The following is a 24,329-nucleotide window of genomic DNA, read 5'->3' as shown; positions in this document are numbered from 1 at the left end:
AAAATGAACGCATATTATTTACCCTGAAGTTTTTGCAGGTTCTGCTGTATTATAAACAGGTTCCTGAGAACTTCGGATTCGCCAATCTGTTTGTTTCTGCCTTCTCTGTATGCCTTGTCATGGTATTTGGAGAAAAGCTCTTCCGTAGTGTTACCGTGGCATACCGCGCAGAATTTATCTTTCACTTCCAGTTTCAGGAAACTGTCTTTATCAGTTCCGTCAACATTGTAGGCTGCCTCCGTACTTCCCTTTTTCCAAACGTGCGGGTCGTGGCATGTCTGGCAGGTTATTGAACCTTCCGCAGATACCTTGCCGCCGTCATCGTACAGAAAGTCTTTATACTGCTCTCTGTACGGGAATATTTTGAACATTTTGTCATGGGCGGTGATTTCGGGTATTTTTTTGTAGCCGTAACCGTCTTTCTTGTGACAGTCTCCGCACATTTCAAATGCAAACACAGACTTTCTGCCCTGCTCAAACGCCCACATGAGTCTGTTGTCTTTGTGGAAGTTATGAGGCATATGGCAGACATAGCAGGGGTTTGCTTCCGCTGTCTGTCTGACTTTTTCGGTCATATAGTCCAGCTTGCTTAAGTTATGCTCAGAGTACACTACGCTCTTCTGATCGGCATGGCAGGCGAGGCACATGTTGCTTTCACCGGTATTTCTCACCATGCCTTTCACTGAACCGTGAACATCGTGGCAGGTTGAGCATACTATTTTTCCATCCAGAAGGTAAATATCAATTTCCTTCTTCGGTTTAACATTTGTCGGGTGACTTGTTATTATTTTTGTTTTTTCGGCGACTTTTCCTTCACTGTGGCAGCTTTTGCAGATTGTTTCAAAATCTGTTCCCAGTGATTTTTCAAAGAGGAAATATCCGCTGTTATGCACAGTGTGGCATGCACCGCATGAGTTTCCTTCTTCCTTGGCTTTTGCAAATTCTGCCATGTGCTTCTCAAAGTTGGCAACATTATGCTTTGATGAGGCGAAGTCTTTCTTGTCGCTGTGGCAGCTCTGGCAGAAGTTACCTTTTTCCATGAGTTTCTTGTTAAGGAAGCTGTTGCTGAAAGTACCTTCTTCGCCTTTTTTCGGCCCGTTGTTATGAACAGTGTGGCAGCCGGAGCAGTACAGGTAGTATTCTCCGTCTTTTTCAGTGAGGAACTGACCGTATTTCTCGTGGGCTTCTATTTTGCCTAACTTATGTCCGTCATGCACTGTTTTCTTTGATGCAGAGCCTTTTTCACTGTGGCAGACGTAGCAGTAGTCGTCTTTAGTTTTGTATGCGTATTCCAGAGTCATTATGTTTTCATCTGTTTTGGCATTGTGAACACTGTGGCACTGGGCGCATACGGGAGCATTTGCCGTATCTTTATCTCTCACATCGTGGTCAGAGCCGGCTATTTCGTTCTTTCCTTCGTGGCAGGCGGAGCAGAAACTGTCAAAGTCCGCAAAGTTTCCTCTGAGGAAGTCTTTGTCGATCTTTCCGTTTTTAGACGGTTTGTGGGGGTCGTGGCAGCTTGTGCAGGTGAAGTTTTCGTCAGTGAGCTTGAACCTTTCATCCACTTTCCCTTTTGTCTTGATGTTTACAGGGTGGGAGTGCTCGCCTGTGATCTTCTTTTCTGCGCTGCCGCCGGGTTTGTGGCAGTCCATACATCCGTCATCCTCTTTTTTAACAAGGAGGCGTTTGTTGGTGCTGTTGTGAACCTTATGGCAGTCAAGGCAGCCGTTTTTAAGCTTCTCTTTGCCGTGGAGGGTGTTCTCTATCATTTTCTTTTCATCATGGCAGACAATGCAGAGAGCGCCGTTTGTAGCTTCGACCCTGAGGAAGTTTTTGTCCTTGGAGTGTACATCATGGCAAGTGGCGCATGTGACCATTCTCTGTTTGGACTTATCGCCGCCTATTTCAGTGAAGAACTGCTTTACTTCACCGAAGAGAGGCAGTTTTTCATAGGCTTTCATATCTGTTTTGATGTCCTTGCCCACAGGGTGATTAAAAAGGTTTGACTCAAGCACTTTTTCCTTGGCAAACCCTTTTTCCTGATGACAGCTCATACATCCTTTGGTGATCATGTCGTCGTTAGTGTTCGGCAGTTTAAGTGACCAGCCGTGGGGGTCGTGACAGCTTTCGCATGTGCCTTTCTGCTGTGCTGTTTTACCGTCTTTGGCTACGAAACCTTTGATGGTTTTCATGTCATGCTTGGTTTCGAGCACTGTTTTCTGTGTTTCGTGGCATACAAAGCAGAGTGAGTTGTCGGAGTTTTTACGGAGGAGGAGAGTCTCTGTTTTAGCCTTATGCACAGAGTGGCATGTGAGGCATATCACTTCATTCTCAAGCCCGTAGGAACCGCCTTCTGCCTTGATCTTATTTATTTCGGTTGCGTTGTCGTGCTTTATGTTTATCGGGTGGTTCAGCATGCCTTTCAGGTAGTTGTGATCCTTGTCGCTAACCTTGTCCAGATGGCATGTGGCACAGAGTTCCGAATGGTTTCTGTAGTTAATGAGGAGTTTTTCCTCTTTGGGTGAGTGGGGCGTGTGGCAGCTCTGGCAGATAACTTCGCCTTTTGCGCCGAGTTTACCGTCTGACTTGTGGAGCCTTGACGCTGTTTCGTCCCTGTGTTCCTTAACCTCTGTCATGGGGTGGGTCATGCCCATTTTAGCGCTTCCTATATCTGTGTGACATGCTCTGCACAGTTCGGAGTTTGCATTATCCATACGCAGGAATACGCTTTTTTCGACCCCTTCATCCCTCGGTGCGCCTGTGGAGTGGGCGGAGTGACATGTACGGCAGTCTATTTTGCCGTCTGTGAGGGGAAGAGACTGAGGTATATTCATATGGGCGGGGATTTTATCAAGCTTATGTACGTCACCCGTCCAGATTTTGATACGGCTGTCGCCCACTGTGCCGTTATGACAGGAGAAGCACATTTTTTCAGTGGCGACCACTTTATCCTTCTGAAATTCGACCAGCGGTGTTCCTTTGAGGTCAAAGAGAAATTCAGGCATCCATTCATAGTGACAGATGGAGCATTCCTTTGAGGAATCAGGGTTTAGTTTTTCCGTTTGAGCCTCTGCGCTGAAAAAGCAAAAAATCAGGGCTGTGAGTAAAAAAAACAGACTTCTCAATTTTTCTCCTTCAACTGAAAAATGAATACTGTCTTTTCGAAGGCATCCACCACGGCAAGGGTGTTTCCGCTGATCCTGATGTGGGTCAGAGAACCGAACTTGAGCTTATTGCCGTATGTATCTGTGAGGACACCTGCAAATTTCCCGTCTTTATCGAAATATTGTATAAGACCGGTATATCCGTCAGCAACGAAGATGGTAGAGCCAGAGAGAGCTATGCCCGTGGGGCGGTAGAACTGTCCCTGATTTATTCCCCAGCTGCCGATAAATTCGTAAAATTTCAGTTCTTTAGTTATTTTCTGGATTCTGGTGTTGAGAACTTCGGATACAAGAAGCTGACCTGCCTGATCAAACGCAACGGCGTAAGGATACCAGAACTGAAGGCGTTCCTTGCCGTATTTGCCTGCGCTTGCGACTTCTTTTGCTTCGGCGAGGTCAATTTTAACAATTCTGTGGTTGTCGTTATCAGCCACGTAGGCGTAACCTCCGCTGACAGCAACGTCAGTGGGGTCAAATACCGCTACTTTGGCGGAGGAGTAGATCTCGAACTTTGAAGAGACCATGTCCAGAGAGTTAGCTTTGCTGTTGCAGTAAAGGTAGTAGTTCCCGTTCTTGACAAAACAGTTGCCGCCTTTGAGGAATTCCTTCTTAACCGAGGAAACCGCACTGCCGTTTTTATAGACAGTGTAGTTTCCGTTGAAAGCGTCATAGATTCCTGCGGTATCTGCTGATTCGATTACAACATCAGCAGGGGTGGACTGTTTCTCGAAAGTTACCTTATAAAGGAGGGATGCGCTGAAGTTCAGCGCATGCCCCTGTGTTATTGCCGAAAAAAATATTACTGCCGCAAGTAAGAGTTTCACTTAGTTTTCCTCGCTGGGTTTCAGAAAGCTGGGTATATAAAATTCCTTATACCTGTCGATCATGCCCGCAACTTCATTTCCTACGATCTGCGCCATTCTTCTCTCGTTGTAGCCTATCTCTTTAAGAGGGAGATAAGCCTCGTTTATGTTGGAGTTGTGGCATTCGTTGCACTTAACGGAGTTCTCAATAGTGCTCATGGGTCTGTGGATGACTTTCAGAGAAGCACTTTTTGCGGCTGGAACCATTTCGCCGACTTTGCTTTTGAATTCACCAACATATTTGACCATAGCACCGGTATCAAACACCCTCGGCTCTTCTCCGCCTCTGTTAAGGGGCATGAGTTTGTAGGGGGTGTCTTCAAGGAAGAAGCCCGTGTCTATGCTTGATTTCTCATCTCCGGTAACTTTGTTGTACCATACGTATCTATGGTCACCGGGAGTTTCGCTTTTTATGTGGCAGGTTTCGCATGCCATAAAGTAAGCGTGCATGTTAAGAAACGCTCTGATCTCTTTTTTCTTGTCATGGGGTACATCCCCGTGGCAGGAAACGCAGAGGTTTTTGCTGTCCGTAACTGCTTCTGCTTCATTTTTGTGGAAGTCATAAAGCTTGTGGATCTCGCTTATGTCTTTATAGGCGAGTCCGGCGTTCTGGGTGTCCACACCTTTCAGCATCTCCTGATACAGTCTGTCCTCTTTGCTGAGGCTGTCTGCATGGGCTTCCCCGTGGGGAGTGTGATGCCATATGTGCATAACAAGTATGAACACTATGTAGGTGGAGTACAGAAGGAACGCTATCCCTGCGAGGCAGTATAAATATCTTACAAAAACGGGTCTCTGCTTACTCATGGTGAGAACCTCCTTTGTTGTATTTGCCGCCGGTAGTGCTTTCTTTCATAAACTCTATCTGTTCTCTGATAAGTTCCACTTTTTCCTGATTAGTAAGCATTTCCGCTTCCTTCTCCTTATCAAGATCAAGGAGACGTGAGGGGTCTTTTTCCACTATGCGGTTTATTCTCGCCCATTCCATGTAATACTCATGCTTCATGAGATGTTCGGGCAGATAACCCGTCAGGAAGAGGGGAGACATGGGGAATTTGTCATAGTTGACGTGAGCGTTGTACATGTGCCAGATGAAGATAACACTGACAGCAAGCATAGCCTCGTCAGAGTGGGCTATGTAGCTTATGTTTACTGCCCAGCCGGGGAGAAATGATGTCGCCCACACCGGAAACCACAGGAAAAGACCGGTGATTCCGAGAACGGGAATACCCCAGAAAACTGCCCAGTAGTCAAACTTCTCTCTCCAGTGGAATCTCTCATGCTTAGGCATGTCATCGCTGATGAAGAGTGCATATTTGATGAATGACGCTATATCCTGCGCATCTTTCTTACGGGGACACATGGGTGAGTAGTACACAAAGCGTCCGAACTCGCCCCATGAGAATGTTCCTGTTTTCTTAGCGGGTATTATGTAGTTGATAGCCATGTTCTTAAACAGGTAGTACCAGTGGTAGAAGAACTGACCGACCATGATAACGCCGCATACTCTGTGTATGAATCTTGTGACATGCAGACCGCCGAACATCTCTATCATTGGTTTTGCCCAGGGATAGAAGTGGAATTTCAGGGGGAAGCCTGTAGCCACAAGGAGTATGAATGTGATCATGATAAACATGTGCTGAACTCTCTGGTTTTGAGTGAGTTTCAGGTAATGTTTTTCACCGTTTTTTATTTTAACTAAAGGTAATCCTTTCATTTTCGTTGCCCCCCGCTCTTAACCGTTTCTCTTACGCCTGAAGCTCAGGTTCGGGAACATAATCCTGATGAGCTCAAGCACCATAAGACCCTGAAGCAGGAAGAATACTCCCAGCGTCAGCACTGTGAAGGCTAAGGCTACCCAGAACTCAACGGGGTAGAGGTCTTTGTCTATCACAACGTGCATTCTGATCAGACCGAATTCTCTGGTGGTGTTGACGTGGCAGCCTTCACCCTCGCAGGATTTGTATCTGTTCTCAACATAAGTGGCGCTGTCCGGGCTTTTGTGGCTGAGAATCTTATGAACGGACTGTCCGTCCCTGACGTGGCAGTCTATACAAGTGGGAGCGTTTTCCATTCCGAACTCAACAGCTTTTCCGTGGAAAGTGTCGAGATAGGTACTGGCGGCGTTTTTGAGTTTGTGTTTTTCCGCCATGTCGTCCCTTGAGTGACATTTGCTGCATGTTTTAACAACATCTTCACTTGCGGATAAGTTCTTGATCCTGTGGGTGACGTGGTTGAAATAGTATTTGTAGGAAACGTCCTGATCGTGGCAGACACTGCATTTCTGGAAGATTTTATCCTGTGTTCTGGCGTCATGAACATCTCTTACATCGTCTGTTATGAAACGGTAAGTGGGGTTGCTGTGACAGTCTGTACAGGTGGGAAAGTCTTCGGCTATGCGGGCGTTCACATGTTCGTTGTCAACATTGTGGATACTGCCTTTTAGCTCTTCAACAATTTTGCTGTGGGAGAAAGGTTTTGCCGAATCGCCCATTGTTATATGGCATTCGGTGGAGCAGTCAACTATTTTGGCTTCCTTGTGGGGTATTTCCTTAATGTCAACATGACATCCCGTACACTTGACCTTGGTGTGTACGGAGTGGGCATACCTGTCGGAATCCACATAGAACTGCCTTAAATATCCTTCGTCGCTAACCCTGCTGAGACCCGGATACTTGTGACACATCATGCAGTTTTCATCGTCCGGAACTATGGACGAAGCATGTGCGGAAAGCGTACCGAACAGAATGCCGGCAGCCATGATGGTAAATAAGAAAAATATTCTCATCATCCACTCCAAATTTTTAAATAAAAGAAATTAAAACAGAAGGTTATATTTCCTAGTTTCCATCTAGACTAAAAGATCTAATCTTCATTGTCAATAACGATACTGTGTTTTGGAAGCGTTATGCCGAAATTATTAAAAATACAAAAATCTGTATATTCATAAGTGTTTCAATGGTTAGCAAACATATGTTATTACGGGGTTATCAGCATTTGTCATTTATAGGTAAAGGGCAAGAACGCTGTTATAGAAAACATGGTTTTACTTTGTCTTTACCATGGGTTTTGGGTACATTTCGATGGATATGGCTATATTGTTTGTAATAAAAAAGAATAATAATATTTGTTTACTAGGTATTATGTTCTGCTGAAAAGTCTTATTGAAAAGCGGGCAGTCTCAGCGGGAGACTGCCTCACGAAAAAGATTCCATGGGTAAAAGGAGGGGAGGTCTGCTGTGACTGTAATTTCCTCCTGCTGGGTGGGGTGTTTGAAAGTGAGCTTTCTGTGGTGTAGGGCTACTGCTTCGTTATCTGTTTTTATTCTGCTGCCGTATTTCGTGTCTCCGGCTATTGGGAATCCTGCAAAGGAAAGCTGGGCACGTATCTGATGGTATCTGCCAGTTTCAAGATTTATTTTAAGCAGTGACAGACCGCTGACTTTTGCGATCCTCTCATACTCAAGCACTGCTATTTTCGAGTTTTTGTGTGGGTTCTGGGTTATTTTTGCCTTAAAATTTCCGTGGGAGTGATGGTGGACAAGAGTACCTGTTTCCGCCGGCGGGTTTCCCTGAATAACAGCGAAGTATATTTTTTCTGCTTTCTTATCTCTCAGAAATGCGTTCAGGCGTGACAGTGCTTTGTCTGTTCTGGCGAAAAGCACTGCTCCGCTTACTGGTCTGTCCAGCCTGTGAACGGTATGCAGAAAGACATTGCCCGGCTTATTGAACTCACGGCGGACCCATTCTCGGGCATATTCCTCAAGGCTTTCCTTATGTTCGTTGGATACCTGAGTGCTTAATCCCGCCGGTTTGTTAACTGCAAGGATGTGGTTGTCGCTGTATAATATATCAAGCTTCATCCGGTTATCTCCGTTTCCAAGCGGCGAAGTAACCTGCCGGAACAGGCAGCGGGCTTTCCCCTCTGTCCAGTGTCAGTTCGCTTGTTTCTATTATGCCGTTCTTGCCTTCCATCGCCTGAATAAGAATATTTTTCAGGGTGAGCGGTGTATATCCCGGTGTATGGCAGGTGAGAATAATGAAGGACGGGTTTTCACTAAGCACGCTGCGGCAGAGCTTTATTATCTCCGGCAGGTGGGTGTCTATTTTAAAAACTTCGCCTTTGCTTCCTCTGCCGAAGCTTGGCGGGTCAAGTATGATGCCGTCATATTTTGAACCCCTTTTCTCTTCTCTTTTGAGATATTTGATAACGTCATCGGTGATCCATTTCACCTTTGACGGATCAAGACCGTTTAGGGATATGTTGCGTTTGGCGAGGTCGTTTATCTTCTGCGAGGCGTCAACGTGGGTTACATCTGCACCGGCTTTGCATGCGGCGAGTGTTGCTGCTCCGGAATATGAAAAAAGATTCAGGACCTTAAGCTTTTTGTCGTAATTATTGATCAGATCTGTCATGAAGCTCCATGAGTATCTGTGTTCAGGGAAAACACCGAGATGACCGAAATCTGTGGGGCTTATGTAGAACTTCAGACCGTCTACTTCAATCACCCATTCCTTAGGCAGAGTTTTTCTGTACGACCAGCTGCTGCCGCCTTCTCTTGAGAATATGGCATGAACATTTTTCCATTCGCTTTCGGGGAGCATTTTGCCCCAGACTGCCTGTGCGCATGGTCTGTCCAGTATAAAGCCGCCAACTTTTTCCAGCTTTCTTCCATTTCCGCTGTCCAGAACAGAATAAGAACCTGAGGGATTCATAATTATCATCTCCTTAAAATCCGGTGATCCGCTGAATCTATCAGAAACGGCAGGGAAGGCAACATATAAAAGAAATAAAAACTTTATTTATCTGCTAATGGTATAATATTCTATGAGACAAGTTTAATATTTTACCTGGTCTTTACTTGTACTTTACTCCAAGCCTGTTAATCTATGTTAGTATGGGGTATTTATACCTTTTTGGGGAAGTATGCGGCAATGTGAACCGGTGTAAAATTTGTATAGGGTTATTTTTTGTCGTGCATTAATTTTACTGTTGCCTATATTTCGTATTGAATTTATCTGAAATGAAGAGGTCACAAAAAATGAGATTGTTATTGATTGAAGACGATTCGGATCTTGCGGAAAATGTAATCGACTATTTTGAAATGCAGGGCTGGAGTGTGGACTATGCCATCACAGGCGAAGCGGGGCTGCAGTTTGCACAGGAGAATCACTATGACGCCCTTGTGCTGGACATTAACCTTCCCGGTATAAACGGATTTGAAGTATGCAGGATCCTTAGACGCAAACTGAGACTGAACATTCCGGTTGTGATGCTGACCGCAAGGACTATGCTGGACGACAAGCTTGACGGATTTGAATCCGGTACGGACGATTATCTTCCTAAACCCTTTGAACTTGCGGAGCTTAAGGTGCGCCTTGAAGCGGCTGTGAGAAGAACAAAACACAGTGTGGCAAGCGTTTTTGAAGTCGGCGGACTCAGCCTTGATCCTGAAAACGGCTGTGTGATGAGAAAAGGAAGAATAATAGATCTCCCCGGAGTCTGTTTCACGATTCTGCGTAAGCTGATGGAGGCGCACCCCGGGATAGTTTCCAAGGAAGAGCTTGAGTATGCCATCTGAAAAGATCAGCCTCCGCAGACAAATGCGCTTAAGGCTCATTTCTACACTCTGCGCCAGCTTGTTGATAAACCATTTGATACAGAACTTCTCCATACTGTAAGGGGAAGAGGATATAAAATAGCCGAAGAGCCCCCAGAGGAGACAGATGCGGTTTAAAACCGGTCTGCGAAGCAGGATAATTCTTGTTTTTACAGGTATAAGCCTCCTTCTGGGTTCACTTCTTGTGCTTGGTGTTATTGTTTCAACACAGATAAGCGAAACCAGATCAAAACAGAGGACAATACGCATGGAGGCGGATTATTACCTCCGCAGCCATATGTCCACTTTTGCTGCGCCGACATCAAACTCCTTTTTTATGCCTAAACCGTCTTCGCCGTTCATAAACGTTTACTACGGTGAAGATCTGCTTCCTGAGTGGGCGAAGGCTGAACTTCCAAAGCTTCAGCCCGGAGAATACTCTAGAACAAGCAACCAGCAGAAGTACCACATCATAATCAGGATGCTGCCTGATGGTGTGAAGTTCTACATGCTGTATAATGTGACAAGGCTGGATGCAAGCAGGGAGTCTCTGAGTTCTCTCCGGGTTACGATACTTGGCGTTCTGATGCCTATCATGGTTTTCGGCTTTGTTATGGGACTTATTACCGCCCATAAAGTTATTAACCCTGTGGTGACGCTAGCTGATTATATCAAAGAAAGAGGTACGGGCTCGCCTTTACCCGATGATTTTGTACAGGGTTACAGAGATGACGAAATAGGATTTCTGGCGGCGACCCTTAAGAATACTCTGGACGAGCTGCATACATCTGTTGCCAGAGAGGCTGCTTTTGCACGTGATGCATCTCACGAACTGCGCACCCCTGTGACCACTATCAAGGGCGCTCTTGAGCTTCTTGAAAACTCAAAGGCGGTTGAAGACGAAAAAATGGCACGTATTGTCGGAAGGATACACCGTGCCACATCCAAGATGGAGCATCTTATAAAATCATTCCTCTGGCTTTCAAGATATGAAACCATAGGAGAGTTTGACTTTGAGGAAACAGATACGCTTTCTGTAGTCACCGATACCATACAGGAACATCTGTATCTTATAAAAGATAAGCCTGTTAAGATAGAGGTGAGGGAGCTTTATCCTCAGATGCTTCCCGTTGCTCCGCAGGTAATGAATATACTTATATCAAATCTCCTGCGCAACGCCTTTACTTATACTCAATCAGGTAAGGTGACGGTCATCCTGCGGGAGAAATGTCTTTCTGTTAAAGACACGGGCATGGGCATAAGCAGTACGCAGCTTAATCTTCTCCGGAAAAATTCAGGGAAGTACCATGCAGAAGGTTTCGGTTTCGGCGTTGCCATTGTCAGGCGTCTGTGTTCCAGCCTTGGCTGGAGCTTCCTTATTGAATCCGAACCGGATAAAGGCACAACAGTGACACTTTGCTACAATCTCAAGGAAGACTGCGGATGTGAGACAAAAAAAGCCGCCGCAGACGGGAATATGCAGTGACATCTTATTATTTTACGAGGTTATTATTGTTATGAACGGTTATGACGGAATAAGCAGAAGGGACCTGCTTAAGATGGGTCTTTTTTCTTCCGCCTTAATGATGAGCGGCGCTTACAATGAGCTTTTCGCAATGACAAACTCCGCATCCGGAGTGAAAATTCCACATGCGACCCATTTCGGGGCTGTAATGGCTGTAGTGTCCGGCAGTAGAGTTATGGGAGTGGAGCCTCATAAAAATGATTATGCGCCCACGTCCATGCTGTACAGTTTGCCTGAATATGTCCATAGCCAGAACAGAATAAAATATCCTTGCGTAAGAAAAAGCTTCCTCGCCGGAAAGAGAGACACTTCTCTGAGGGGTTGTGAAGAATTTGTCAGGGTTGACTGGAAAACCGCTCTGGATCTCGTAGCGAAGATACTCAGGGATGTTAAGGAAAATTACGGAAACGAATCAATATACCGCCCGTCATTTGCAGGCTGGTCGCACCCCGGCGTAATAGGTCGTCCTGACATTCTACAGGGCAGATTTATGGGGCTTTTCGGCGGTTTTACCGACACAATAGGTGATTACTCCGCCGGAGCGGCAACACACATTCTGCCTCATGTAATGGGCGGGCTTGAAATATACAGCTATCAAACTACATACGAGATGATAGCCAAGCACACCAAAACCATGGTTCTTTGGGGCTCTGACCCTTTTAAAACATTCAGGATAAGCTATTCTGTGCCGGATCATACCCGTATTGAGTGGTTTGTGAATATGAAAAATGCAGGGATGAAGTTTATAAGCATTGACCCTGTTTATACTGAAACTGCCAAGTTTATGGATGCGGAATGGATCCCCATAAAGCCTAACACAGATGTTGCCATGATAATGGCGATCTGTTTTGAGCTTTTTACTACTAACGAATACGACAGCTCTTTTATAAATAAATACACCGTAGGCTTTGATATTTTCAAAAACTACATTACCGGAAAGCATGATGGTGTGAGAAAAAGCCCTGAATGGGCCGAAAAAATATGCGGAGTCAGTGCCGGTACAATAAGAAGACTTGCTTTTGAGTTTCGTAAAACAGGAACTCTGCTTACAAGTCATTACGGATGCCAGCGTGCAGACAACGGAGAGCAGTTTCATTGGTCGCTCATCACTCTTGCCTGTATGCTTGGGCAGATCGGAACACCCGGCGGCGGCTATCATTTCGGCAACGGGGGGCTTTCATATTCCGGAAAAGTTATGCCCCGCAGGATGTCTCAGGGACGAAACCCTGCAAGAACAGTGATTCCTGCTTCAAGAATAGGGGAGATGCTTCTTAACCCCGGCAGAACAATCGATTTTAACGGAAATAAAATCACCTACCCTAAAATATCCATGCTTCATAATATGGGTTCAAATATCATTACCCAGCACCCCAATACCAATGAGCTGCTGGAAGGGATGCGCGGGGTAGAAAATATAATCACCCATGAGATAGTCTGGAACGCAACGGCGAAATATTCTGATATTGTTCTTCCTGTTACGTCAACTTTTGAACGAAATGACATTACATACGGCGACCCGTATTCACATACCCATATATGGGCTATGAAGCAGGTTATTCCGCCTCTTTACGAAGCAAAAGACGACTACTGGGTGCTGACTGAGCTTGCTAAAAGGCTTGGATTTGAAAAAGAATTTACAGAAGGCAGAAGCCAGATGGACTGGATACGCTGGAGCTACGCAAACGTCGAAACCAACATGCCTTTCGAGCAGTTCTGGCGTCAGGGGTTTATTGAATTTAAAGTGCCTTCAAAAAATAAAAGATTTGTGAGGCTGGAAGACTACCGCAAAAATCCGAATACCTCTCCGCTGTTTACTCCATCCGGCAGGATAGAGATTTTTTCAGAGAAAGTGGCAAGTTTCGGATATGATGACTGTCCGGGGCATCCCACATGGATAGAACCCAAAGAGTGGCTGGGGGCAGATCTTGCGCAGACACATAAATATCACCTACTCTCGATTCATCCTAAACACAGGATGCATTCTCAGATGGACAACATATCTCTGAAAGAACAGTACAAGATAAAAGGGCGTGAACCCGTGGTTATTAACCCCGAAGATGCCTGGGAGCTGGGTATAAAAGACGGGGATCTTGTTGAGGTCTATAATGAGAGGGGTTCAATAATCTGCGGGGCACAGATAAGCAGCACGATGCGCAGAAACGTAGTACGTGTGGATGAGGGTGCATGGTATTCTCCTGAGGATGCTTGCGGTGTTGGAGCCCGATGTCTTGGGGGAAATGTGAACGTTCTCACACCTTCCAGACCCACATCAAAACTTGCTCAGGCGTGTGCTGCACATAGCTGCCTTGTATCTTTGAAAAAAATTCAGGGAAAAATAAAAAATAACGAGGCGTACAAAAATCCGGTTGTAATAACGGAAGAATAATATTAAGTAATAAAGATGAAAAGAAGCATCATTATTTGTTATATCGCTCTAATATTTGTTTTTAGTATTTTTACTGCATTTGCATCTGGTTACGGATGGCTTAATAAAGATATAGAACTCACAGATGTCAGCGGGAAAAAAACTGCACTGCTTCAGTTCGGCTCTCCGATAAGTGACGGAAAGCTCACTGCTTGGATGAGGAAGGGCGATAAGACCCTTTATTCTGAAAACGGGCGGATTACCTATGGCATTCTTTACGATTTATCATCGGCTGTTGAAACCGGAAGTGCTAAACAGGGAATGAAGGAAGTGCTGATCAAGGGATTTATAAAAAGCGATTATATCTCTCAGACACTTGAAGCAGCCCTTAGCAGCTATGAAGACATGTACTACGAAATATGCAGTTCCTGCCATTCTGCCATTAACCACAGAAGGTTCAGTGTTGAGCAGTGGGCGGGCATTATGAGTTCCATGAAAACCCATGCGAAGATATCCGACAGTGACGCCGCAGGATTATACAGATATATAAAACTGGTTATTACTGAATAATTTTATTTTTTTCCTTCTTTTTCTCGTTTTATCAAATTAAACCGACGTTCTCTTTACCTAGTATTTACCCTTAGCATGTTAAAAAACTATCAATTCATTTAGAACATGATCTGTTACGGCAACGGTTGTTCAACCGGTATACGAGGAGGAAGATTATGTCAGTTTTCGAGAAGGAAAAACTCAAAAACTTAATTAACGTTTCCAGACGCTCATTCCTTAAATGGAGTGCAGTTCTGGGTACAGCTGCTACACTTGGTTGCGGAAGCTCAAGCAGCAGCGATGATGACGGCGATACCCCCAGTGCGCCTTCATTCGACAAAGAAGTATGGAATGGCTGCAATGTTAACTGTGGAAGCCACTGTCCCCTGAAACTTCACATCAAAGATGGAGTAGTTGTTCGTGTAAGCACAGATAACGAAAACCCTGATGAGTATGGAGACTACGGCGCAGGGTTTCAGTTCCGTTCATGTGTACGCGGGCGTTCTATACGCCAGAGGCTCTATCATCCTGACAGAGTAAAATACCCTATGAAAAGAGTTGCCGGAACCGTAAGAGGAGAAGGCAAGTACGAAAGAATTTCATGGGAACAGGCAATCAACGAAATATCTGCCAAAATGCTTGATGTTAAATCAAACTATGGTCCTGGTTCATTCTATATCCAGTATGCAACCGGAACTATAGATGCGGCTTTCTCAAAATCATGGCAGCCTCATAACAGCCCGATAGCAAGGCTTCATAACCTTTGGGGCGGATGGCTTAATCATTATGGCACTTATTCAACACCTCAGATTGCTCCCTATTTGCCTATGTTGCTTGGCGGTTCCAGCCAGAACACAATTACAGATGCTGTTAACAGTAATGTTGTAGTTCTTTGGGGCAACAACCCTGCAAACACACGTATGGGTTCAGGCGGGCATTACACTTACCATCTCCAGAAAGCAAAAGAGAAAAACCCCAACCTTAAGTTTATCTCTGTGGATCCGCATCTTACGGATACTGCTATAGCTCTTGAAGCGGACTGGATAAGCATCAGACCCGGTACAGACACTGCTCTTGTTGCTGGTATGGTTTACCATCTTCTCGACGAGAATCTGCTTAACGAAGCATGGATTAACGAACGCTGTGTAGGCTGGGACGAAGCTTCTATGACAGGTATTGTCGAAGCTAGCGGCACAGCTCAGGGCGCTCCCGAAGGTGGAGAACCTCCTGTTGCTCCCAACAGTTCATACAAATCCTATATCCTTGGTCTTGGTGTTGACTCAACTCCTAAAACACCTGAATGGGCATCAGAAATCACAGGTATTCCTGTTTCTACAATTAAATCTTTTGCAGAAACACTTGTTAATGAAAAACCTGCAATGATCATTCAGGGGTGGGGACCTCAGAGGCATTACCTCGGTGGAAACAACTGCCGTGCGATCAGCCTTATTGCTATCCTTACACAGAATATCGGTATTCAGGGCGGCGGAACAGGCTCACGTGAAAGCGGTTCTTCTGTAAGCATCCGCTTCAGAGGATGGGCAACAACTTTCCCGTCCAACCCTATTCCTTACACTATCTCACACTACACATGGTATCAGGCAATACTTGACCATACCTCTATGACAGGAAGAACATGGGGAGTAAGAGGTCTTGCTACTCAGGACACTCCTCTTCCTTTGCCAATTAAGTTCATATGGAACTATGCGGGCAACTGCATGGTAAACCAGCATGGCGATATCAACGAAACAATGAAGATGTATAAGGATGAGACTAAGTGTGAGTGCATAGTTACTATTGAAAACCATTTCACTGCTTCGGCTCTTGTTTCAGACTATATCCTTCCTGACTGTACAAACTGGGAGCAGAATGACGTGACATCAAACGCAGGCGGAAACTCTGCGATTCTGGTATTCGACACTAAGGCTGTTGAGCCTCTCTTCGAGTGTAAAACAGTTTATGAAATGATGTCTCTCATCGCTGCTAAAATCGGTATTGCTGATCAGTACACAGAAGGCAAAACTCAGGACGAATGGCTTGAGTTCCTTTTCAACGAAACTCTCAGAGTAAACGGCGATCAAGGCGTTTTCACTGCTGAAAAAGGACTTGATACATATGCTAAAGCAAAAGCAGCCGGTTTGGTGAGAAAAGTTGATACATCTGCTACTCCTACTGTTGCTTACAAGGCATTTGTTGCAGACCCCGTAACAAACTCTGTATCCACTCCTTCAGGCAAGTTTGAGATCTTCTCAAAAAGACTTTACAACCTCAGCCATCAGTGGATTCTTCCCGCAGATAATCTTGACAGAATATGTGCGATACCTGAATTCCATACGACTCAGGACGGTTACACCAGCGATAAAAGAGATGACTTCCCCTTTCAGGTTGTTGGTCACCACTTTAAACAGAGAACTCACTCTACCTACGGCAGCACAACATGGAATAATGAAGCCAGCCCTCAGAGCGCATGGATTAACTCCAGTGACGCTGCAAACCTCGGAATCCGCCACGGAGATCTCGTTGAAATATGGAACGACAGAGGTAAGGTGAGGATTAAGGCGAAAGTTACCCCCAGAATGATGCCCGGAGTTATTGCTCTGCCTCAGGGTGCGTGGTACAACCCCGGTGGTAAAAGGTATGACAGTAAGTTTATACAGGACGGCTTTATGTCCTCAGACGAAGTCGGTGACAAGAATGTGATTGACTTCGGAGGAAATAACAACGTCCTCACAAGTCTGCGTCCTGAAGCATTCTCAAAAGGTAACTGTCAGCACAGCGTTCTCGCTAATGTCAGGAAAGTCGGTTAAGAGGGAGGCTTGAGATGTCTAAACAATACGGATTTTATATTGATACAAAGCACTGCACAGGCTGCAAGGCATGTATGAACGCCTGTAAAGACAGACAGAACCTTCCTGAAGGTACAAAATTCAGAAAGGTTTACGAATTTGCCGGCGGAAGCTGGCAGAATGCAGACACAAATGCAGTTAAGCCCGATGTGTTCGCATTTTATGCTTCAATGGCATGCAACCAGTGTGATGATCCTGCATGCCTTGAAATCTGCCCCGGTAAGGTTTACAGCAAAAGAGCAAGCGACGGTGTTGTTACTTTCAATCCGTCCACATGTATATCCTGCTTTGCGTGCAGAGAAGTGTGCCCGTTTACAGCTCCTTCGTACAACTACGAAAAAGGTCATATGACCAAATGCGTTATGTGTACGGATGAACTTGAAAACGGTGTACCCAATCCTGCGTGTGTTAAGGCATGCCCGTCAAGGGCACTTGACTTCGGCACAATAGAAGAGCTTAAAGCGAAATACGGCAACGTGCAGTCTATCAGCCCGTTCCCTGCTACTACTAAGCCTAATGTTGTGTATCTTGCCCATAAAGATGCGGCAGGCGGAGTAACTGCGGTCAACCCCGAAGAAGTTTAAATAAACAGAAGTCGGAGAGGGGGAATTTTTCCCCTCTCCTTCATAAACACAACAGGTTTGTTTCATTAAAAGGAGAAGTCGATGGATAAGCTGCTCAAAGAAACTTGCGAAAAAGTTTATCAGGAGCTTCTGAATATAACAATTACTCACAGCTTTATGAATAAGCTGTTTGTTGAGGCTCCCTCAAAAGACTTTATTGAAAGTCTGAAAACCACACATATCATGGACAGCGACTGGCCCATGTGTGAAAGCATTGAATCCGTGACAGGTCTCGGATTAGTGAAAAAATATCTTGCATCCTACACAGAAAGCAGCTTCAGCGAACTTACTGATAACTATAATGTACTGTTTATAGGTCCCGGAAGTCTGCTTGCACCTCCATGGGAATCTGTCTACACCGAAACAGACAGAACACTCTTTGGAAAATCAACCCTTAACGTACGGGAAATGTACAGAAAAAACGGTTTGCAGATAAATAAACTGCATAAAGAACCGGATGATCACATTGCATATGAATGCGCTTATATGAACTTCCTTTCCCTCAAGGCTCTTGAAGCTTTTGAAAAAGAAGACAGAGAAACATGCTGCGCTCTTATTGAGGATATGCGCCTGTTCTACGGACTGCATATGGCACGCTGGGTTTCTGAGTTTGCCGATAAGGTTATTGAAAACTCACGCACAGATTTTTACAAAGGCGGCGGATGGATGCTTAAAGGTATGATTAAAGAAACGTCCGCACTGCTGAATAATATAGAGAACTAAGACCCCTGTTGGTACCATTAACATATATTTCTGAAAGAGGACACGTCTGACCAGCGTGTCCTCTTTTCCTTATTAATGGCGTCATCCTGTACATCCTGTCAGTCTGACGCACACGCTTACTAAAAAAGGCACGCCTGAAAACAGACGTGCCTTTCTCGGGTCACTCCCCTTACATACTCAGGAGTGTGTGGGCTGCGGGATGATGATGAACGGGAGAACAATCCTTGTTCTCCCTGTGGTGGTTTTAAATTATTTGCTCTCAGTCTGAGTCTGGTTGTCAGCAGGTTTGGTTTCTTCTGCTTTATCGCCAGCGAAAGCAGCTACGCTTGTTACAACCATCATGCCGAGTACAAGTATAGTGATAAGTTTTTTCATGTTTTATTCCTCCGAATAACTTAATTACAGTTTATTAAGCATTAACCGTGCCAAAAAGCAGTTTCCTGCGTAACTTATTAATAACAAATACATTATATGTAAGAAAGTTTTCTGCCGTTAAATTATAGCTGTATGGATTTTCCTTCATATGAATCAGCATTTCCTTTTATGGCGGGTTTTTGGAGCGTATGGATTTACATACACTGTTTTGATATAATAAAGTCTTTTACCTGCAAATAATTATGAGACAAAAAGAAACAAATTGCCTGTTGTATGCGTCGGTATGATTATGCTAAATTACGCAATGAAGCTCACAGGCATATTCGGCAGGCTTGCCCTGACAAACCTTATTCTTCTTGTACTTATATCGTACTTCATAATCTATGTTTTTCATAAAACTGAGCAGATTCATAGAATCCTCCATGACGTGACCTCCGTAAATCTTCCGGTTATTGCCGATTCGGACAGGTTTATCTCCTCAATTGAGCGCATGAATGAATTCCGACTGAAATATATAGTGACCGGAGACGAGGATTTTTATGAGCGGTTTAACGGCTTCATGGCTGAGGCGGAATCAGTCAGTCAGCACCTGTCAGAAACTGTAACGGGAAAATCGAAGACTGATATATACGACAGCGTAAGTGAGCTTTACGGTGCTTTCTCTAAAATGTCTACAGCACAGATCAAAGGGGAAGAACATAACAATACTGAAGCAGATACAGAGATTGAAAAAATTTCTGCCCTGCTTACAGACAAGATTAGCGAACTTAAAAACACTGCGGACAGTGAATGGCAGAAAAAACTGGAGCGTTCAAACCAGATGGTCGAAAAGGTACTGCACCGATCAGTTGTTTTTATGACAGCATGTATTATAGGGGCAGCAGCAGTTGCTTTTTTTAACACCCGCAACATCGCCCGCCCTTTGCAGAAGCTTGGCGAGAAAACAAATGAGGTTGCGGCGGGGCGTTTTCCTGAAAGCTTTTACCTGAAAGCACCTTATGAAATAGAGCGTCTTGCGTCTGATTTTAACATAATGATAAGAAGACTTAAGGAAAGCCGGGAGCAAAAAGAGGAGTTTGTCAGCAATGTTTCCCACGAGCTTAAAACTCCGCTTTCATCCATAAAAGAGGCGGCACAGATGCTTAAAGAAGGCGTTTTTGATAATGATCCGGAAAACTCAGGAAGACTGCTGGATATTATTAACGCTGAGTCTGAACGCCTGATAACCTCAGTGAACGGGATCATAGAAATCTCCAGACTGGATATAAATGATGCACCGTATGAAATGCAGGCATTTGATTTGGGCGGCGTATTAAAAGAAATAATAAAAAAGACTGAACCCATAGCGGCTGCAAAGAAAATCAAGGTTGTGCAGGATATAGCAGAAGAACTGCCCGAAGCTTTTGGGGCTGCTGAAATGATAAGCCGTGCAGCGGAAAATCTCATAAGCAATGCACTCAAGTATACTCCTGAAAACGGAATGATAAACATAAGCGCAAAAAAAACAGATGAACGCCTTTTGTTGGTATCTGTCAAAGATAACGGGAGAGGGATAAGCGGGGAAGACCTGCCTCACATCTTTGAACGTTACCGCAGAGGACGGAATCAGCAGGGTGATGTCAAAGGAACCGGTCTGGGGCTTGCCATTGCCAGAAAAATAATTTCCCGCCACGGAGGAGAAATATGGGCAAAAAGCAGACAAGGGGAAGGAAGCGAATTTCTTTTCACTCTGCCGCGCTCTTTCTGATTTTTTCACTTCTCGGCTGTTCACCTGCGGCAAAGCAGAGCGTGGGTGAAAGCTGTATGCTTTTTTTAAAATTAGGTGATTACGAAGGAGTGATGACTATGCTCGACAGAGCGGAGGATATAGAGGAAGACAGAAGGCTTTTTATGCGGATGCTTGTAAGCTCCGACCCGAAAAGCCCTTATTTCAATGCACAGGATGTCAGGGTTTACATGGATACCCTGGCTAACCTGTATCCTGATAGTCCTTACACTATACAGGCTTCTGTCGTTGCTGATCTTATGGGCAAGTACGCTGAATCAGCCGCTGAAGCTGAGCGCCTCGGTATAAGAATGACTGAAATCAACAGCAGTTTTGCGGAAAAAGAGGCGGAGAGTGCATTCTTAAAAGAGACTGCGGATGAGTTCAGAATGAAAAATTCGGAACTCCGCAGGGAGAATGAACGCCTTGCGGCGCAGGAAAAGAGGCTTAAAAACCAGCTCACAGAGATAAATGCCCGCCTTGAGGCAATCAAAGAGATAGACCTGCGTATAAAACAGAGTCAGGAAGGAAACGGACGTGAATAAGATTCTGGCTGTTGACGATGACCGCAACCTGCTTGAAATAATAAGACTCCGCCTGAAAAGCTCCGGCTTTGATGTCCTAACCGCTGACTGCGGTGAAGCGGCGATGAAACTTCTGGAAAACGAAGTGTTTGACGCAGCAGTGCTTGATATGAAGCTTGAGGAGGAAACAGGGCTTGAGATATTTGAAAACATCAAAAAGCTTGATGCGGAGCTTCCGGTAATTTTCCTCACGGCTTACGGAACCATAGATGAAGCGGTGGAGGCAATGCGTAGCGGCGCTTTCGGCTATCTCACCAAGCCTTTTGATCACAGGGAGCTTGTTATTCAGGTGGAAAAGGCGGTGGAGAAAAATAATCTCTCCCGTGAGAATCTCCGTCTGCGGAATATGCTCCGTGAAACTGTCATAGCCGGAAATATCATAGGCAGAAGCGACAAAATGCGCCGTTTGAATGAGCAGATTATCCTTGCCGCTGGAAGTGAGGCAAGTGTTTATATTCAGGGCGAATCAGGCACAGGCAAGGAGCTTGTGGCGAAGATGCTCCATCTCAGCAGCGCCCGCAAGGATAAGCCGTTTATCGCCATTAACTCATCAGCCATCCCTGAAAGCCTTATGGAGAGTGAACTTTTCGGTTATGAGAAGGGAGCATTCACAGGAGCAAACAGGAAAAAGAAAGGCTTCTTTGAGCAGGCGCAGGAAGGAACGCTTTTTATGGATGAGGTGTCGGAGATGCCTCTCTCTATGCAGGCAAAACTGCTCCGTGTCCTCGAAAACAGAGAGGTTTACCCGCTGGGGAGCGAGAAGAAAGTCAGTCTTGATATACGGCTGATTTCCGCATCCAATAAGGATCTCACCGAAGAGATCAAAAAAAACACTTTCAGGGAAGACCTTTTCTACCGCATACATGTCATCCATCTCCGTATTCCACCCCTTCGTGAACGCAGGGAGGACATTCCGCTGCTTACGGAGCATTTCATAAAAATGTATTCCCAGAAATACGGACGCAAGGCTGAACACCTTTCAAAACAGGCATTTGAGAAGATAATGACCTATGACTGGCACGGGAATGTCCGTGAGCTGGAAAATACCATAGAGGGTGCGGTTGTTCTCACAACAGGTGCGGAAATAGGGGCTGATGCCGTGCGTCTTTCCTCTGACACTGCCGCACCGCAGACGTTCAAGGAAGCAAAAAAAGAGTTTGAGCGCAGATACGCCACCGAGCTTATGGAGATAAATAAGGGAAACGTCAGCAAGGCTTCACGCATGGCGGACGTTTACAGAGCGGATTTTTATGAGCTTCTCAAGCGTTATTCAATAGACCCGGAAAGTTTCAGATAAGGGTCAGCATCTTATCCGCAATCAGAAGAATAAAGAAGAATCCCATCGATGCGTTCAAAGCATGAAAAGCCTTTGAAGGCAGCAGCCTGTACTTCAGGAAAAGAACAAATGCCGCAAGTGTAAGCCCAACGTGAATCCATGATGATATTCCGTGGGAATACACGCCGGACATGGGTATGAAGAACAATGACGTTACATAGGCGGATGTCCAGAGATCTGTAAATTTCTGTGCCTTGAGGCTGCCGTATGTACCGCTTAAGGTTTTGAAGCCCGCTCTGGCGTAGTCTGAGGCATATTTTTCAGATAACAGCGCAAAATGAGGCGTCTGCCAGATATAAAGTACAACTGATACAGCCATTATTCGTGTATCAAATATGCTTCCTCCGGCGGCGGTAAAGCCTATGAGGGGAGGAAAAGCGCCTGAAACAGAGCCGGTCATAAGCGCAAAGGGGGTTCGCTTTTTCATCGGGGTATAAAGCAGGTTATACACTATAACCGCTGCGGCACCCAGAATGAAAAGCTGTGGATTTTTCATACGGACTATCAGTGTAAATGCAACGGCAAGTATTATGCAGGCGAACATCAACGCTTCCTCCGGTTTCATCCTGCCGGAAGGAAGGGGGCGGTCTCTGGTTCTCTCCATGAGAAAATCCTCTTTGCGTTCCTGCCACTGGTTCAGTGCGGAGCAGCCCGCAGACAGAAGAACAGCGGCAAGGACGCCGTAGAGGTGTTTCTCACTGATTACAGGAGAAAAAAGGCAGGTCCCCGCAAATGCGGAAAGACCCACCAAAATTGTTACCTTAATTCTTATAAGTTTGAGATAATCTGTATTCATTAATCCTTCAGAGTGCTGAAAAATTCGATGAGCGCTTTCATGTCCTCATCACTGAGATCGTATGAGGGCATCATGCCGCCATCGTATCCTTCGACAATATAATCATCCGGATTCTTGATGGAGTCAATGATGTAGCGTGTGTCCGCAACAACTTCTACAGTTTTGCCTTCGTGAACGGCAGTGAGTTTACGATCGATCATGTTTTTGAAGCTGGGGCCAACAATTTCGCTGCCGTCTGTTGAGTGGCAGCCGAGGCAGCCTTCATTTTCAGCGACTTTGGCTCCCTTCGCCCCTTTCTTCTCCATAACCATTCCGCCTTTGAAGAACTCTACAATTGTTTCAAGCTCTTCATCCGTCATTTCATCAGACGGCGGCATCATATCATCGTAGCCTTTAACGATTTCCACTGAGGGATCTTTAATGGCTCTTTCAAGATATTCTTCATCAGCGGTGAGGGTTTTCTCTTCACCGTTTTCAATGACAGTAACTTCATGACCGTATATGTCCTTGAAACTGGGACCCACGATCTCGCTTCCGTCCATTGAGTGACAGTCAAGACATCCGTATTTCTCAAGAACAAGCATGCCTTCCGGTTTTTCGGAATCAGCCTCGCCTGTTTCTATCCACTTGTCGTACTCTTCCTGCGGAACAACGACAACCTTGGATAGCATATAGGCATGTCGCACACCGCAGTATTCAGCACAGAGAATGTCGTACTGTGATGCCTCACCGCTGTTGAACCATGCGTAGGTCTGCATTCCGGGTACAGTGTCCATCTTAATTCTGAATGCGGGAACATAAAAGCTGTGGATAACGTCTACGGAGGTCATGTCCAGCTTGATCGGCGTGTTTTCAGGCACGTAAAGCTTGTCGCTGGTGCGTCCGTTTTCGTAGATAAACTTCCATGACCACATGCGTGCTTCAACCTGAACAATCATTGAATCTGCGGGAGCTTCACGCAGTGCTTTATAGCCTGTCCATCCGAACCAGAACATAGCAAAAACAAGGAGGGTAGGGATCACCGTCCAGAGTGTTTCCGCCAGTACGTTTCCTTCAATGTCCGAGGGGACAGGGTTCCGCTTTTTACTGTAACGGAAGAGAAACCAGATTGTGACGGCCGTTATGAGAAAAAGTATTGCGAATGATATGCCGAAGATGAACAGGAAAGCCTGATCAACTTTGCTTACAGCATCTACGAGATTATTTTCCATAAAAC

The 24,329-nt window shown here is 45.3% G+C and carries 20 protein-coding genes and 1 pseudogene; 11 read left to right on the top strand and 10 right to left on the bottom strand.

Annotated features, from left to right (window positions below; all coding sequences use genetic code 11):
* Positions 1 to 14: 14 nt before the first annotated feature.
* The 7 genes from ACYRYY_RS05475 to ACYRYY_RS05445 all read right to left on the bottom strand — a co-directional run bounded on the left by ACYRYY_RS05475 (position 15) and on the right by ACYRYY_RS05445 (position 8,742).
* Complete coding sequence (locus ACYRYY_RS05475; RefSeq protein ID WP_460214561.1) at positions 15 to 3,125, bottom strand: cytochrome c3 family protein; 3,111 nt, start codon at positions 3,123 to 3,125, stop codon at positions 15 to 17.
* On the bottom strand, positions 3,122 to 3,988 hold the full coding sequence (locus ACYRYY_RS05470) for an NHL repeat-containing protein (RefSeq protein WP_460214560.1): 867 nt from the start codon (positions 3,986 to 3,988) through the stop codon (positions 3,122 to 3,124). Before ACYRYY_RS05470 ends, ACYRYY_RS05475 begins: the two co-directional genes overlap by 4 nt.
* Positions 3,989 to 4,834, bottom strand: coding sequence for a cytochrome C (locus tag ACYRYY_RS05465; protein ID WP_460214558.1), 846 nt, complete (start codon positions 4,832 to 4,834; stop codon positions 3,989 to 3,991).
* The gene (locus tag ACYRYY_RS05460; protein WP_460214557.1) at positions 4,827 to 5,744 is read right to left on the bottom strand and encodes a formate dehydrogenase subunit gamma; all 918 of its coding nucleotides are present in this window, start codon (positions 5,742 to 5,744) and stop codon (positions 4,827 to 4,829) included. The genes ACYRYY_RS05465 and ACYRYY_RS05460 overlap by 8 nt, the downstream gene beginning before the upstream one ends.
* Before the next feature lie 18 nt (positions 5,745 to 5,762).
* On the bottom strand, positions 5,763 to 6,815 hold the full coding sequence (locus ACYRYY_RS05455) for a cytochrome C (protein ID WP_460214556.1): 1,053 nt from the start codon (positions 6,813 to 6,815) through the stop codon (positions 5,763 to 5,765).
* Between the two features lie 393 nt (positions 6,816 to 7,208).
* Positions 7,209 to 7,889, bottom strand: coding sequence for an RluA family pseudouridine synthase (locus tag ACYRYY_RS05450; protein ID WP_460214554.1), 681 nt, complete (start codon positions 7,887 to 7,889; stop codon positions 7,209 to 7,211).
* 4 nt (positions 7,890 to 7,893) lie between these two features.
* A complete protein-coding gene (locus ACYRYY_RS05445) occupies positions 7,894 to 8,742 on the bottom strand; it encodes a class I SAM-dependent methyltransferase (RefSeq protein ID WP_460214553.1) in 849 nt (282 codons plus the stop codon).
* A gap of 326 nt (positions 8,743 to 9,068) precedes the next feature.
* Here ACYRYY_RS05445 and ACYRYY_RS05440 point away from each other — a divergent pair, with 326 nt between their 5' ends.
* From ACYRYY_RS05440 to ACYRYY_RS05405, 8 genes and pseudogenes are all read left to right on the top strand, one after another.
* Entirely contained in the window at positions 9,069 to 9,608 is a 540-nt protein-coding gene (locus ACYRYY_RS05440; protein ID WP_460214552.1) for a response regulator transcription factor, read from the top strand.
* Positions 9,609 to 9,626: 18 nt separating this feature from the next.
* Positions 9,627 to 9,764: pseudogene (locus ACYRYY_RS05435) on the top strand (helix-turn-helix domain-containing protein); the annotation flags it as partial.
* Positions 9,754 to 11,112 (top strand): sensor histidine kinase, encoded by a 1,359-nt coding sequence (locus tag ACYRYY_RS05430; protein WP_460214551.1) that lies wholly within the window; start codon positions 9,754 to 9,756, stop codon positions 11,110 to 11,112. The pseudogene ACYRYY_RS05435 and the gene ACYRYY_RS05430, both read left to right, overlap by 11 nt.
* Positions 11,072 to 13,537, top strand: a complete 2,466-nt coding sequence (locus ACYRYY_RS05425) for a molybdopterin-dependent oxidoreductase (RefSeq protein ID WP_460214550.1) — start codon at positions 11,072 to 11,074, stop codon at positions 13,535 to 13,537. Before ACYRYY_RS05430 ends, ACYRYY_RS05425 begins: the two co-directional genes overlap by 41 nt.
* A gap of 15 nt (positions 13,538 to 13,552) precedes the next feature.
* Positions 13,553 to 14,086: a hypothetical protein gene (locus ACYRYY_RS05420; RefSeq protein ID WP_460214549.1), complete on the top strand. Its 534-nt coding sequence runs from the start codon at positions 13,553 to 13,555 to the stop codon at positions 14,084 to 14,086.
* Positions 14,087 to 14,241: 155 nt separating this feature from the next.
* Positions 14,242 to 16,872 (top strand): DMSO/selenate family reductase complex A subunit, encoded by a 2,631-nt coding sequence (locus tag ACYRYY_RS05415; RefSeq protein ID WP_460214547.1) that lies wholly within the window; start codon positions 14,242 to 14,244, stop codon positions 16,870 to 16,872.
* Positions 16,873 to 16,886: 14 nt separating this feature from the next.
* Positions 16,887 to 17,495: a 4Fe-4S dicluster domain-containing protein gene (locus ACYRYY_RS05410; RefSeq protein WP_460214546.1), complete on the top strand. Its 609-nt coding sequence runs from the start codon at positions 16,887 to 16,889 to the stop codon at positions 17,493 to 17,495.
* 81 nt (positions 17,496 to 17,576) lie between these two features.
* The gene (locus ACYRYY_RS05405; protein ID WP_460214545.1) at positions 17,577 to 18,257 is read left to right on the top strand and encodes a TorD/DmsD family molecular chaperone; all 681 of its coding nucleotides are present in this window, start codon (positions 17,577 to 17,579) and stop codon (positions 18,255 to 18,257) included.
* A gap of 249 nt (positions 18,258 to 18,506) precedes the next feature.
* On the opposite strand, the gene ACYRYY_RS05400 is transcribed toward ACYRYY_RS05405, so the two are convergent.
* Complete coding sequence (locus ACYRYY_RS05400; protein ID WP_460214543.1) at positions 18,507 to 18,632, bottom strand: hypothetical protein; 126 nt, start codon at positions 18,630 to 18,632, stop codon at positions 18,507 to 18,509.
* A 289-nt stretch (positions 18,633 to 18,921) separates the two neighbouring features.
* On the opposite strand from ACYRYY_RS05400, the gene ACYRYY_RS05395 reads away from it, so the two are divergent.
* The 3 genes from ACYRYY_RS05395 to ACYRYY_RS05385 are packed head-to-tail and all read left to right on the top strand — an operon-like array spanning position 18,922 to position 22,278.
* The gene (locus tag ACYRYY_RS05395; protein ID WP_460214542.1) at positions 18,922 to 20,379 is read left to right on the top strand and encodes a HAMP domain-containing sensor histidine kinase; all 1,458 of its coding nucleotides are present in this window, start codon (positions 18,922 to 18,924) and stop codon (positions 20,377 to 20,379) included.
* A complete protein-coding gene (locus ACYRYY_RS05390; protein WP_460216511.1) occupies positions 20,316 to 20,942 on the top strand; it encodes a hypothetical protein in 627 nt (208 codons plus the stop codon). The genes ACYRYY_RS05395 and ACYRYY_RS05390 overlap by 64 nt, the downstream gene beginning before the upstream one ends.
* The gene (locus ACYRYY_RS05385) at positions 20,935 to 22,278 is read left to right on the top strand and encodes a sigma-54-dependent transcriptional regulator (protein ID WP_460214541.1); all 1,344 of its coding nucleotides are present in this window, start codon (positions 20,935 to 20,937) and stop codon (positions 22,276 to 22,278) included. The genes ACYRYY_RS05390 and ACYRYY_RS05385 overlap by 8 nt, the downstream gene beginning before the upstream one ends.
* Here the strand turns inward: ACYRYY_RS05385 and ACYRYY_RS05380 are convergent.
* Complete coding sequence (locus ACYRYY_RS05380; RefSeq protein ID WP_460214540.1) at positions 22,271 to 23,113, bottom strand: UbiA family prenyltransferase; 843 nt, start codon at positions 23,111 to 23,113, stop codon at positions 22,271 to 22,273. The genes ACYRYY_RS05385 and ACYRYY_RS05380 overlap by 8 nt on opposite strands.
* Complete coding sequence (coxB, locus tag ACYRYY_RS05375; RefSeq protein WP_460214539.1) at positions 23,113 to 24,324, bottom strand: cytochrome c oxidase subunit II; 1,212 nt, start codon at positions 24,322 to 24,324, stop codon at positions 23,113 to 23,115. The genes ACYRYY_RS05380 and coxB overlap by 1 nt, the downstream gene beginning before the upstream one ends.
* Positions 24,325 to 24,329 lie beyond the last annotated feature (5 nt).

The sequence above is a fragment of the Geovibrio sp. ADMFC3 genome (assembly GCF_054687035.1).
This window is presented reverse-complemented; position numbering and strand designations above follow the sequence as displayed.